This window comes from Thalassospira tepidiphila MCCC 1A03514, assembly GCF_001662875.1.
In the GTDB taxonomy this organism is placed as follows: Bacteria; Pseudomonadota; Alphaproteobacteria; order Rhodospirillales; family Thalassospiraceae; genus Thalassospira; species Thalassospira tepidiphila.
On sequence record NZ_JPVZ01000004.1, the window covers coordinates 302,577 to 315,984 of the forward strand.

The 13,408-nt window shown below is 54.4% G+C and carries 12 protein-coding genes; 9 read left to right on the forward strand and 3 right to left on the reverse strand.

Annotation, left to right across the window (positions count from 1 at the left end):
• Nucleotides 1-52 precede the first annotated feature (52 nt).
• Together TH4_RS11660 and TH4_RS11665 are read left to right on the forward strand one after the other, a co-directional pair.
• On the forward strand, nt 53-1,441 hold the full coding sequence (locus TH4_RS11660; RefSeq protein WP_064781222.1) for a glutamine synthetase family protein: 1,389 nt from the start codon (nt 53-55) through the stop codon (nt 1,439-1,441).
• Between the two features lie 95 nt (nt 1,442-1,536).
• Nucleotides 1,537-2,067 (forward strand): hypothetical protein, encoded by a 531-nt coding sequence (locus tag TH4_RS11665; protein ID WP_064781223.1) that lies wholly within the window; start codon nt 1,537-1,539, stop codon nt 2,065-2,067.
• Nucleotides 2,068-2,117: 50 nt separating this feature from the next.
• Here TH4_RS11665 and TH4_RS11670 read toward each other — a convergent pair whose 3' ends face one another.
• Together TH4_RS11670 and TH4_RS11675 are read right to left on the reverse strand one after the other, a co-directional pair.
• On the reverse strand, nt 2,118-2,342 hold the full coding sequence (locus TH4_RS11670) for a hypothetical protein (RefSeq protein ID WP_064781224.1): 225 nt from the start codon (nt 2,340-2,342) through the stop codon (nt 2,118-2,120).
• 200 nt (nt 2,343-2,542) lie between these two features.
• The gene (locus TH4_RS11675) at nt 2,543-2,869 is read right to left on the reverse strand and encodes a hypothetical protein (RefSeq protein ID WP_008889749.1); all 327 of its coding nucleotides are present in this window, start codon (nt 2,867-2,869) and stop codon (nt 2,543-2,545) included.
• Nucleotides 2,870-3,343: 474 nt separating this feature from the next.
• Here TH4_RS11675 and nadA point away from each other — a divergent pair, with 474 nt between their 5' ends.
• The 4 genes from nadA to TH4_RS11695 all read left to right on the forward strand — a co-directional run bounded on the left by nadA (nt 3,344) and on the right by TH4_RS11695 (nt 6,679).
• On the forward strand, nt 3,344-4,366 hold the full coding sequence (gene nadA, locus TH4_RS11680; RefSeq protein ID WP_064781225.1) for a quinolinate synthase NadA: 1,023 nt from the start codon (nt 3,344-3,346) through the stop codon (nt 4,364-4,366).
• 78 nt (nt 4,367-4,444) lie between these two features.
• On the forward strand, nt 4,445-5,284 hold the full coding sequence (gene nadC, locus TH4_RS11685; RefSeq protein WP_064781226.1) for a carboxylating nicotinate-nucleotide diphosphorylase: 840 nt from the start codon (nt 4,445-4,447) through the stop codon (nt 5,282-5,284).
• A gap of 6 nt (nt 5,285-5,290) precedes the next feature.
• On the forward strand, nt 5,291-5,716 hold the full coding sequence (locus tag TH4_RS11690; RefSeq protein ID WP_051007597.1) for an NUDIX hydrolase: 426 nt from the start codon (nt 5,291-5,293) through the stop codon (nt 5,714-5,716).
• A 129-nt stretch (nt 5,717-5,845) separates the two neighbouring features.
• Entirely contained in the window at nt 5,846-6,679 is an 834-nt protein-coding gene (locus TH4_RS11695; protein WP_064781227.1) for an isocitrate lyase/PEP mutase family protein, read from the forward strand.
• A 37-nt stretch (nt 6,680-6,716) separates the two neighbouring features.
• Here the strand turns inward: TH4_RS11695 and TH4_RS11700 are convergent, their stop codons facing one another.
• The gene (locus TH4_RS11700; RefSeq protein ID WP_064781228.1) at nt 6,717-9,335 is read right to left on the reverse strand and encodes a DUF3772 domain-containing protein; all 2,619 of its coding nucleotides are present in this window, start codon (nt 9,333-9,335) and stop codon (nt 6,717-6,719) included.
• A gap of 219 nt (nt 9,336-9,554) precedes the next feature.
• On the opposite strand from TH4_RS11700, the gene TH4_RS11705 reads away from it, so the two are divergent.
• From TH4_RS11705 to mdh, 3 genes are all read left to right on the forward strand, one after another.
• Entirely contained in the window at nt 9,555-10,544 is a 990-nt protein-coding gene (locus TH4_RS11705) for a CorA family divalent cation transporter (protein ID WP_064781229.1), read from the forward strand.
• A 97-nt stretch (nt 10,545-10,641) separates the two neighbouring features.
• The gene (zapE, locus tag TH4_RS11710; protein ID WP_064781230.1) at nt 10,642-11,769 is read left to right on the forward strand and encodes a cell division protein ZapE; all 1,128 of its coding nucleotides are present in this window, start codon (nt 10,642-10,644) and stop codon (nt 11,767-11,769) included.
• A gap of 631 nt (nt 11,770-12,400) precedes the next feature.
• Nucleotides 12,401-13,351, forward strand: coding sequence for a malate dehydrogenase (gene mdh / locus TH4_RS11715; protein ID WP_008889741.1), 951 nt, complete (start codon nt 12,401-12,403; stop codon nt 13,349-13,351).
• The last annotated feature ends 57 nt before the right edge of the window (nt 13,352-13,408 follow it).

Here is a 13,408-nt window from a genome sequence, read left to right on the forward strand (position 1 = left end):
GGAATTGGTTCTGCACCCGCAGGGCCCTGTCAGCATTTTAGGAAATCGTGCCGTGGCCACCGCAAACGCCCCATCGCCAAGTGGAAGTCAATTGTCCGAAGCACAGGACTTTCTGGCCAAATATCCCGATGTCGAGGCCGTCGACATCATCCTGACCGACTTTCACGGCATCGGCCGGGGCAAAACGATCCGCCGTCACGAACTTGAAGGCATCTATAAATCCGGGCGCGGCTTGCCGAGCTCCCTGTTCGGGCAGGATGTCAGTGGCGAGGATGTGGATGATTGCGGCCTTGTGCAAACTGGCGGCGGCGGCGATTGCCGCTGCTGGCCAGTGCCGGGCACGCTTGGCTATCTGCCCCATACCGGCCGCGGGCAGCTTTTGATTGCCATGTATGAAGAAGACGGCGCGCCGCATGACGTTGATCCGCGCAATGTTTTCGGCGCGCAGGTCAAACGGGCAGAAAATCTTGGCTTCTATCCGATGGGCGCGTTCGAACTTGAATTTTATCTGGTCGACCAGACCCCGGATGCCCAAGGCCTGTATCACCCGGCATCCTACGCCATCACCAAACGGCGCAGCAAATTGCGCAACACCATGTCGGTCGATGAAATTGACGAAATGTCACCGCTTTTTGATGCGGTCTATGAAGGTGCAAAGCATCTTGACCTGACACTGGAAACCCTGATTTCGGAATATGGTCCGGGCCAGTATGAAATGACCATCCGCTATCGCGATCTGATGCGCGCGGCCGATGACGTGATCATCGCCAAACGTTTGATCCGCACCGTGGCGCGGCGTTTTGGCAAGGAAGCGGTCTTTATGCCCAAGCCGTTCGGCAATGAAGCCGGATCGGGCATGCATTTGCACCTGTCGCTTGCAGGCCAAGACGGCAATAACCTGTTTGCCGATCAGGCGGATGGATCGTTAAGCCCCTTGATGCTCAACGCGATTGGCGGCATTCGCGGCACGATTGGTGAAACGATGTTGTTGCTCGCCCCGTTCATGAATTCCTGGCGACGGTTTGCATCGGCGATGTATTCACCGGCCTCTGATGACTGGGGTGTTGAAAATCGCACTGTGGCATTGCGTGTACCGGGCACACCGGGCAAAACGCGCCATTTCGAACACCGTATTGCCGGGGTTGATGCCAACCCCTATCTGGTCGCGGCTGTGACCCTGGGGGCCGCCCTTGACGGGATCGAAGGCAAAATCGATCCGGGCAAACCGTGCGAAGATGAAATCGGCGAGGCAAAGGCCCCCAATGACCTGCCGCGTCACTGGCTGGATGCGATTGATCAGTTTGCCGCGTCCGAGTTCAACAAACGCACGCTTGGCGAACGCTTCCACACAGCGTTTACCAAGATCAAACAGGCCGAATACGAACAGATGGCGCTCAAGGTTTCAGCGGCAGAATGGGAATATTACGGGTTTTCCGTTTGAAATTGCAACCCTGACAAAATCTGCCTATAGTTGAGATGGACCAATAAAGCACAAACTTTCATTGAAGTTTTAGCTCCGCTAATCAGGCGCATCCAATGTCGCAAGTTATTGAGAAAATACGTAAACGGTCGAGACACACCAAACAAATAACAATAACACTTGGGATGTTGACAATCTTATCAATGGTTTACTTGTCATATACGGCAATTGAGAGGTTTGGTGGTGACACTGGGTCAACCACTATTGGCAGCTTGATATTTCCGGGATCTTCGGCAGACGATTTAGATCCTAAAGCACTAGAAGCAATAGATATTAATGTTAAGACGGGGGATATTAGTACAAGCGCAGGAAGCGCACATATCTATGACGTATTATCAAAACTTTTAGTTAGGTTTGCCGCACTCGCTCTGCCAATAATGTTCTTATATTTCTCTTTCTCCACAGTCAAATACTTGACTCGGCTTTCTATGTTTTGGGACTCACGAGCCGACATGCTAGAATTACACCTTCTAGACCGCGAATTCCCAGATCATCTTATTAATTACCTCGATACTAATAGTATAAACTTTTCTGAAACAAAGACTGGACGGCTTGAGAAAATTCTCAAAGAGAGAATAAATGATTAAGTATTATTCTAAAGTTTTCTAAACGGCCAAAGCGTCTTCGACCTACTTTCTTAATAACTTAGGCTAAGCCCAAGCATTTCTGCGAGCGCAAGCGTGATGCCGCCGACAACCAGAAGGGCGAGCACGAAAAGGCCGGTTACTTTGGCGCTGGCGCGCAGCACGGCTTGCCTGCCGTACTTTTGGCCCTGGTCGTAATGCCATTTGATGGCGAAGCACATCGCGGTCAGCAGTGCGGCAGCTTTAAACGTGCCAAAGGCGATCGGGACCCAATCCATAGCAAAGACTCTCATGTTTATGCGTTATGGATGTTATGGGCGCATCTGGGGCCAAGGCAAACTTCCCATTCTGCAACCCTGTCATGAAACAGCGGTTGGCATTCGGAAGATCGGCTACTGAACGGGAATATATGGGATTTTCAGATGAAAGTGCCGTCTGGTCAGATTGCTCTGACCAGGACTATCGGCAGCGTGCAGCGCTAGGATGCGCGTTTGGCACGGTTGTTTGATTTGCGCGCCGAGAAGGCCACTTGCGGGCGGGCATCCATGGTTTTCTGATCGCGGAGATATGCGACTTCAAGATCGCGGGGCTCAACACTGAGAACACGTGAAGTGTCCGGACGGTCAGAATTCGTATTGAGGTGAATCTGCGTCGAAACCCACTGCCATGTCGGGTATGTCAGTTTTTCATCCTGGGTTTCTTCGGTAATCACCTTGTAGGATCCGGCCGGAAGGACTTCTGCAAGGCCACGCATGCTGAACGGACGTGTGAAATTCAGAATTCTCGAAGTGGTACGATTGGTCAAAAAAGGCTCCTTGCGCCGGAATGCGCGTTGGACAGGCCAAACGATCGGGACCATTCCCGCCGTCGGACACTGACTCGGATTACAGACAGATCAAAGTTTTCGGATTAACAACGGACAAAAATGCCCAGGCCAATAAAATATTGGAAATTTGAGAATCAAAAAATATTTGCAGCATCAAGCATATGAATATTTTTGGTTAATTTACAACGTAATTATTTTTTATTTATACGCTCAAACAAAATGGTAAAATTTAATTCGTCGATCAAAGACACCGGATTTATTTATTAATTCAGATAATTCCGTTCCATTTTCTGGCTCAGCAGCCGTCAGCCCCAATCAATATCGGACGTATGCCGCCTATTCCTTGCCATCCCGTCGCAATGGCGATATTCAGGTTTCAAACTGTCATTAACTTGCAATGCCGGGCCCCGCGACTTATCTCCGGCTTGCAAACAGGCGAGATGAGACGACGCCATGAATGAAATGATCACCATTGCCGAGGCTTCTGCTGACGCAATGTCGGAAATGCAGATTGATCCCACCCTTGATCTGGAAGCTGAGATTCAGCGCCTGAAAAAGGAAAAGAACGCGATCATTCTGGCCCATTACTATCAGGATGGGGAAATTCAGGACCTTGCAGACTTTGTTGGCGATAGTCTGGACCTGTCGCGCAAGGCGGCCGAAACCGATGCCGATGTCATCGTGTTCTGTGGCGTGCGCTTCATGGCTGAGGTTGCCAAAATCCTCAGCCCGAACAAGACTGTTCTGCTGCCGGATTCCAAGGCGGGTTGCTCGCTCGAAGATTCGTGTCAGCCCGAACCGTTCCGCAAGTTCCGCGAACAGCACCCGGATCATGTGTCGATCACCTATATCAACTGCTCGGCCGAGGTGAAGGCAGCGTCCGATATTATCGTGACCTCGTCGAATGCGGCCGAGATCATTGATCAGATCCCGCTCGACAAGCCGATCCTTTGGGCACCTGACCGCCATCTTGGTTCCTATCTTGCCAAGAAAACCGGTCGCGACATGACGCTTTGGAACGGCTCGTGCATCGTGCATGAACAGTTTTCCGAACGTGAACTGATCCGCCTGAAAACCCAGAACCCGGATGCCAAGATCGCAGCCCACCCGGAATGCCATGAGGGTATTCTGAAACATGCTGATCACATCGGCTCGACCCGTGCGATTCTGGAATATGTGATTAACGGCCCGGATCAGAAATACCTGATCGCGACCGAACCGCACATCATCCACCAGATGGAAAAAGCAGCCCCGCACAAGGAATTCATTCCGGTGCCGGGTGCGGACGGGTCATGTGCGTGCAATAACTGCCCGTTCATGGAACTCAATACGCTTGAAAAGCTGTATCTGTGCCTGGTCAATAACGGCCCGCAGATTGTCATGCCCGAAGACCTGCGCGTCGCAGCGGTCAAGCCGCTTGAACGCATGCTGGAAATGTCAAAGAACATTCCGGTCAAAAAGGACGACGCGGCTTAAGCCAGCCAACCTCACAGCCCCGCAAATTTTGCGGGGCTGTTTGCCATTCCCCATCAGAATTCAAAGCAGCCCGCCATCATGACCGTCCTGACCCAAGCCGAAATCGCGGAATTCATTGATCGTTCCTTTGCCGAGGATATCGGCACGGGTGACATCACATCGGACAATGTCATCCCCGCCGATGCGCGCCTGCGCGTCGCGCTTGAAACCCGCGAGGATATCGTTGTGGCCGGGCTTGATATTGCCCTTGATTGTTTCCGCAAGCTGGTCCCGAATGCGAAGATCGAAAAGCACTGCGAAGATGGCGATGCGATCAAGGCCAAAGACGTTCTGGCCGTGGTCGAAGGCAATGCGCGCGGCATCCTGACGGCTGAACGTACAGCCCTTAATACGCTTCAACATCTGTCGGGCATTGCCACCACCACGCGCAGCTATGTCGCGGCGATGGGCGAAACAAACGCCAAACTGCTTGATACCCGCAAGACCCTGCCGGGTTGGCGCAAACTGGAAAAATACGCAACCCGCATGGGCGGGGCTCAGAACCACCGCATGGGTCTTTATGACGGGGTGATGATCAAGGACAACCATATTGGCGTCGTCGGATCGATCACCAAATGCGTTGAGGCCGCCCGGGCTGCCAACTTGCCCAAGATCGAGGTCGAATGTGACACCCTTGATCAGGTCAAAGAAGCGACTGAAGCCGGAGCAGACATCATCCTGCTTGATAACATGGGCCCTGATATGTTGCGCGAAGCGGTTGCCATTGTCGCTGGTCGCTGCAAGACTGAGGCATCCGGGGGTGTAAACCTTCAGACCATCGGTGCAATTGCCGCAACCGGGGTCGATTATGTGTCCGTCGGGCGGATTACCCAATCCGCACCGGCCGTTGATATCGGACTTGATGTCGCAATCCTGTGAGGCCACATGCGCGCAAGCAGTCATAGCACCACAGACCCAGCCTTGATCAAGGTGATCGAAACCGCCAACTGGATCTTGCGCGACGGCGAAAACATCCTGTCGGTTCGCAGCCACGGCCGCGACCGGTTCTATTTGCCCGGCGGCAAGATTGATCCCGGCGAAACCGCACGCGAAGCCATCAAACGCGAAATCAAGGAAGAACTCGGTGTCGATCTGATCCCCGGCACGCTCCGCCAGTTGGGCACGTTTGCCGGACAGGGCCACAACCTGCCCGAAGGGTCGATTGTGCGCATGACCTGTTTTACCGGCTATTATTGCGGAACCCTTGCACCTGAACGCGAGATCGCCGAACTCAGATGGCTGTCGCCGCGTGAACGCCACCTGATGGCCCCGATGGGGCAAAAGATCACTGCTGCCCTTTTCGATATTTGATCATCCGATCAACGCTATGTCTTCAGCACGCGATACCTTGCGGCTGCAACTTTCGCGACAAATGTTCTTGTTATGTTCTATTATTTTGTGTTAAACAGGATTTGCGATTTTGCACAAAGGGATCAGAACATGACGCAGGACAAAGGGGCATTGTTTCGGGCGCTTCACGAAGAACCCGGTGCATTCATCATTCCCAATCCATGGGATATCGGAACTGCCAGAATTCTTGCCGCACTCGGTTTTCGCGCCTTGGCAACGACAAGTGCGGGCATGGCATTTTCCCTTGGCGTTGCAGAGGGCAAGACATCACCCGAAAACACGTTCAAGCATTGTCAGGCACTGGTTTCGGCCACGCCACTTCCCGTTACGGCCGATCTTGAAAAAGGGATGGGCGATAGTCCGGAAAGCTCGGCAGAAACGATTGCGGTCGCAGCGTCAATCGGCCTGGCGGGCTGTTCGCTTGAAGATCACACGGGGGACCGGGCAAATCCGATCTATGATTTTTCGCTTGCTGTTGAACGCATTCAGGCTGCTGTCGAAGCCCGATCAACCTTGCCCCATGATTTTGTCCTGACCGCGCGGTGCGAGAACTTCCTGTGGGGACGCCCAGACCTTGACGACACGATCAAGCGCCTTCAGGCCTTTGAAAAGGCAGGGGCGGATGTTCTTTATGCGCCGGGCTTGTATGATCTTAAGACGATCCGCACGGTTTGCGCGTCGCTGAGCAAACCGGTGAATGTCGTTATGGGCATGCCCGGAAACACCTTCAGCCTGACTGAACTGGCGGACGCGGGCGCAAAAAGGATCAGCGTCGGATCAGCACTTGCCCGCCTTGCCTATGGCGCCTTTGTCAAAGCATCGCGTGAAATAATCGATACCGGCACATTCGGATTTTCCGATCAGGCCATGGGCTTTGCCGAGCTTGAAGAATTTTTCACCGGACAAACCCACAAAGCCCAATAGAGACAGGCAGATTAAAACAGCAGATGGAACACATGCCCTAGCGCGGCGCATCCCCATCAGGACTGCCGCCTGCATCGGGAATTTCACGGCCAGGCGCATCGCGATCGCGCGAAACATCCTTGGTCGCAGACGGTGGTGCGGCCTTTTGATCCGCACCGCTATCGTCGGTGTCTGAGGACGCATCTTCTGCTTTGTCTTCCGACGTTTTGGGTTCCTCAGGCTCGGCCTTCTCGATCTTTTTCGGCGCCCCCTTGCCAGCGTCGCGGATGGCATCGGTCAGCTTGTCGATATCGCGCAGGTTCAGGTCACGCTGCGGGAACGGAATTTCGATGCCCTCATCGCGGAAGCGCTGGACAAGTTCAAAGCGGATCGAGCTTGCCACAGCAATCACATCGCCAATATCGCGCAGGAAATAGCGCAGTTCGAAATCAAGCGAACTGGCGCCGAAATCCATGAACACCACCTGCGGTGCCGGATAGGTCAAAATCTCGCGGCGCTTGTCGGCCATTTCCAACAGGATCTCGCGAACCTTGTCGACATCCGATCCGTAAGACACACCAATCTTGATGATGCCGCGCCCCGAACGCTCCTTGAGCGTCCAGTTCAGAACCCGGTTGGAAATCAGTTCGGAGTTGGGGATGACGACCGAAGACCGGTCAAAGGTTTCGATCTCGGTCGCGCGGACCCGGATGTCCTTTACAAAGCCCTGATCGGCGCCAACGACGATCCAGTCACCGACCTTGATCGGGCGTTCGACCAAAAGGATCAGACCCGACACAAAGTTGTTCACAATGCTTTGCATGCCAAAACCGATACCGACCGAAATGGCACCGGCGATGATGGCAAGATTGGACAAATCAAGCCCGGCGGCCGAAACCGCAAGCAAGATGGCAAGGCAGATCCCGGCATAACCAAAGATCGCCGAAACCGAATGTTGCAGCCCCTGATCAAGCTTGGTGTTGGGCAGCACCCGCGTGCTCAGCATGCGCTGGAAGAAGCGCATCACCGCGAGCACGATGACAAACATCAAGGCTGCCAGCATGATGGAGCGCAGCGAGAAATGAATGCCGCCAACCTGAATGCCGATAAATGCCTGCTGAACTGCCAGAATAAGATCAGCCCAGGCAATGTCGGTAAAGATCATCACCGCGACCGGCACGGCGATGGAAAACATCACCACATCGATCAGAACCCGCAGCCAGAAATAAAGCGTGCCATGCACCGCATCGCTGACATTGCTGTCCTCGCTGCTTTCCGGGCGCACCAGATAGGTATGCATCAAAGCCCGGCAATAACCGCGCAGCAGCCAGTAACAGGTCAAAAACGCCAGCGCCATCATCAGGTTCTCAAGGATGAAGCGTGCCAGGGCGACATAACCCAGCAGCATCAGCACCGGCATCATGATCGCGATGACCTTGAGGCCACGGCGCGACCGGCGTTCGATCTTTGACCAGATTTCGTGACGGTCGCGTTCGTCATGCTGCCAGAACACACCGAGTGAACAGACAAACAGCAAAACCGAAATCACCAGCACGTTCGAGATGCTTTGCACAAGCGCGATATCAAGCGACGTCCCAAGGGTCGTAGCACCTTGCAACAGCACCATGTCAAAGGCAAAAATCACCGCCACTGCCAACGAACAGAACCCGACAACCCGGGCACCCCTTGGCGTTGTGCCGGAACGCCGCAAGGACGGCGCAAACGGTGAATGCACACTGCGTACCGCGGCCCCGACAAACAACAGGAACAAGGCAGCCGCAAAGCATTGCAGAACAAAATCACCCATCGCACCGCTCAGAAGCGCATCGCGCGATTCAAGTATTCCATAGGCGATCAAAAGGGCGATGCCCGGCACCAAGGCGGTAAACAGGAACCGCGTTCCCGATATCAATGATACGCGGTCTTCGTCAGGCACAGTGTTCCAACGCGCAGGCATATATCGCAGCACGACCACCTCGCCGCCAATCAGTGCGGCGATCACAATGAAGGTCAGGAAAACCAGACCCGGGGCGACCTCGGACAACTGGTCGGCGACGTCCCCTTCAAGTTCAAGGTTGGAATAGCGCGCCTGTACCATGCTGGGCAGCTTGACGATTTCCCGCCAGGCCTCAAACCAGACAACCGGATCAAACGGCACATCCACCCGGCCCAGAACGCGCCGGGTAAAGCGTTCACGCGCCAGACCGGACAACTGGTCAGACAGCTCGCTTGCACGGAAATTGACCAATTCAAGCTGTTTGAGCACACCGCCAACGCGCGCGATGTCCTGTCCGATACGATCACGTTCACGAGCGACCTCGGGGACTTCTTCCTCGCCCTCTGCCGGGGGCTCGCCAAGTTTGCCAAGGGCAGCTTCAAACCGCTGCAAACGTTCATCGGCCCGACCGCGCAGCTCGTTAATCGCAAGCTGGATGGTTTCGATCCGGTCGCGGCCATCGGAGATCACGCGCCCGGAAATTTCTTCGCCGGAAATCGATTCTTCAATCGCATCAAGCGTCGCTTCCCAGTCCGCAATGCGGTTCTGGGCATTTTCCAGTTCGATCTTCTGCACAGAGTCAGGGCGCGGTTCGTTGGGCTGTGCTGCCAAACCGAAAGATACCGTCATTGCAAACAGACAGATTGCAAGACTTGCGATTACCTGACGAACTGATGTCATGCCTGATGATCCATATTGATGCCCGAAGCGCTGCCCGGCTTCCGTTTCTTGAGTGTTTTTCGCGTTTTGTAAACAGGTTGGCCTGATACTTGGTCACAGAACCGAACCCTACACTGAGAACAGTAACGAATCATCTAACGTTTCGTTCCGTTGTCATTGTGACGTGATGATGACCCCGTCCCTGACCTGCATGAACGCAGTCAGCCAAGGAGCCCTGCGATGAGCAAAACCGCGCTGATCAATGCCTTTGAAATTGCCCCGGATGGCACCGCACAACCGGTTGGATGGGACGCCCTGCAATCGGGCCTGCCACCGATTGCAGAGGGAAATTATCTTTGGGTGCATCTGGACTGGATGGGCGACGGGGTGCGCGACTGGCTGATCACGGTTGCCGGCATTGATGCAACTATCACCGACACGCTTTCGACCCGCGGCACGCGTCCGGCGGTATTTTTCTATGATCCGGGCTATTCGCTTAATCTGCGCGGGGTGAACCTGAACGCGGAAAATGATCCGGCCGATATGATTTCAGTGCGTTTCTGGGTCACAAACAACATGGTGATCACGCTGCGCAACCAGCCGCTCAAGGCGTTTGATGACATGCGGGCCGCCATTGCCGACCACAAGGCCCCCAACAGCGTTGATGATTTCGTCCTGACCGTGGCCGAACGGCTTGCCTTTCGGGTCGAGAATGTCGTGCGCGGCATGGAAGAAGATGTCGAGGCGATCGAGGACGATCAGGAAACCGTGGCCGAGGGCAAAACCCTTGCACTGCGCAAACGCGGATCGGACATCCGTCATCGGCTGTCGCGTCTGCGCCGGCATCTGGGACCGCAACGCGATGCGCTGGCGCATTATGTCGAACAAAAACCGGCCTGGTCTGACAAGCGGTTCAAACGCCGCGCCCGCGCATTGACCGATAAAACCGTCCGCCTGGTCGAGGAATTTGATTCCCTGCGCGAACGCATTCAGATCGTGAATGAAAACCTGATGGCGCTCGAAAGCGAACAGATGAACCGCACGATGTACTGGCTTACGGTGATTGCCGGTCTGTTCCTGCCGATCAGTTTCGTCACCGGCCTTCTGGGCATCAATGTCGGCGGCGTTCCGGCAACTGACAGCCCGTATGGGTTCCTTGGGGTGTCGATCATTCTGGCGGTAATTACCGCGTTTGAAATCTGGCTGTTTAAAAAGATGCGCCTGATCTGATAGCAGCAATGCAAACCGTCTTGTTGCAATGCGATGCAACTTGGAGCTATGACAATCTCACAGTCCTAATTCCTTTCACTGCATTCGAGATTTGTTGATGACCGACGGCCCGCTTTCACGTTATCGCGCGAAAATCACCGCTGGTGAGCTGTCCCACGATCCGATGCAGGAACTCTGTGCGGAAAAACTCCAAAGCCTGAAAAACGCGCTGATCAACTATGAGCCGTCGACCGGCACAGGTGGCTGGCGCGAACGGTTTGGCCTGACCCGTCGGCGCGATGAACCAACCCCGCCATCAGGACTTTACATTTATGGCGAGGTTGGTCGCGGCAAATCCATGTTGATGGATCTGTTCTATGAAACCATCGACATTGAAAAAAAGCGTCGCGTCCATTTCCATGACTTCATGCAGGATGTGCATGAACGCATGCACCGCTATCGCCAGACCAAGAAAAAAGATGATGCCGATCCGATCCCGCCGATTGCCAAGGACCTTGCAAACGATGCCTGGTTGCTGTGCTTTGACGAGATGCAGGTAACCGACATCACCGATGCCATGATCCTCGGCCGCCTGTTTGAACAGTTGTTTGATCATGGGGTTGTGATTGTCACGACATCGAACCGCGTGCCGGATGACCTGTATAAGGATGGCCTGCAACGCCAGAACTTCCTGCCCTTCATCGACATGATCAAGCAGAAGCTTGATGTGCTGGAACTGGCGAGCCCAACCGATTACCGCATGCGCAATCTGACGGCCGCCGAGGTATTCCTGTATCCTATATCCCGCGAACAGGCATCCAAGCGGATTGACGAGATGTTTGCCACCCTGACCGAAGGCGCACGCGTCGCGCCCGACAGCCTGACCGTCAAGGGACGCAAGATCGAAATCAGTGCTGCCGGTGCCGGGGTTGCCAAGTTCAGCTTTGAAGAACTCTGTACCCGTCCGTTGGGACCGGGGGATTACATCGCACTGGCGACGCATTTCCACACCATCGTCATCGACTTTATCCCGAAACTGCCGGACTCGCGCCGCGACTGGGCCAAACGGTTCGGTACCCTTGTTGATGCGATGTACGAACACAAAACCAAGCTGATCTGTGCGATTGAGTGTGACCCGACCGAGATCTACACCGACGGTGATTACTCATTCGAATTCCAGCGTACAGTGTCGCGCATGACCGAAATGCGCAGTCAGGAATATCTCGATATGGCGCACCTGACCTGACGGCTTTCAAAACGCTAGAATGGCGGATCAAAACGGCAGCTATGATCGCAGCTGTGACATGCCTTTTTTGGACGCGCTGCCAGCGATAGCGCAGCCTGTGGAAAACGACTCCATACACGTCACTTTAAAATCGTCGCAATTATTCGCCATATGAGCGCTTATCATCGCGCGATTCTTGCGTTTGACGCAGGGGAAACGATGCTTCACGCAAAAATCGTCATATATTGGATTTCACGCCCCCGTCCCGACCGCATGGCTGATGGCCGTTTCCTGCAATGCTGCGCCAGTGTAATCCTGTTCATACGCACGAATTCGCAGCAAAGGGGCGCACTGCCTTTCATTTAGGCAGGCCGCAATCGTAAACCAGCTTTGGTTTTGCTGCGCATTAGCCCATGTTCGCATCTGCAACGTGAATGGTTTTTAAGCGTTTAGACCATAGTTGCAATAAACCGCGAAGCGGCGGTTTTCCTCGTAAAAACAGTGGGGTTTCCCCTTGTCATTCGTGGCGATTCAGTTTACGACACTCGGTGTTTACGAACGATTATTTCGCGTTCGCAGGTTTAAATTTTCAATCGCGCTCCCAAGTTGAGTTTCGACCCCCAGGAAGCGCAATAGGGAAGAAGGTAACGGAATGGCCCGCAACAAGATCGCGCTCGTCGGTGCCGGCAATATTGGTGGCACGCTTGCTCACCTCGTCGGTCTCAAAGAGCTTGGCGACGTCGTCCTTTTCGACATCGTTGATGGCATGCCACAGGGCAAGTCGCTCGACATTGCTGAATCCTCCCCCGTCGACATGTTTGATGCCGACCTCAAGGGTACCAGTGACTACAAAGACATCGCAGGCGCTGATGTCGTCATCGTCACCGCCGGTGTTGCTCGCAAGCCGGGCATGAGCCGCGATGACCTGATTGGTATCAACACCAAAGTCATGACCCAGGTTGGTCAGGGCATCAAGGAACACGCTCCGAACGCATTCGTCATCGTCATTACCAACCCGCTTGATGCGATGGTTTGGGTGATGCAGCAGGCAACCGGCTTCGATCCGAAGAAGGTTGTCGGCATGGCTGGCGTTCTGGACTCGGCCCGCTTCCGTTACTTCCTCGCAGAAGAATTCAACGTCTCGGTCAAAGACGTTACCGCCTTTGTCCTTGGCGGCCACGGCGATACCATGGTCCCGTCGATCCGTTATTCGACCGTTGCCGGTATCCCGGTTCCGGATCTGATCAAAATGGGCTGGACCACGCAGGAAAAAATCGACGAGATCGTGCAGCGCACCCGTGACGGTGGCGCCGAAATCGTTGCCCTGCTCAAAACCGGTTCTGCTTTCTACGCCCCGGCTGCTTCGGCAATCGCGATGGCGGAAAGCTACCTCAAAGACCAGAAGCGCGTCATGCCGGTTGCTGCTTACCTGAGCGGCGAATACGGTGTTGACGGTCTTTACGTTGGTGTCCCGGTTGTTCTGGGTGCCAACGGTGTAGAACGCATCGTCGAGATCAATCTTGATGAGTCCGAAAAAGCAAACTTCGACAATTCCGTGAACGCTGTTCGCGGCCTCGTCGAAGCTGCAAAGGGCATGCTCTAAGAACGCGAAACGGGCTGGTCAGTGACCGGCCCGTTTTTCAATCATTGTTGTTATTCA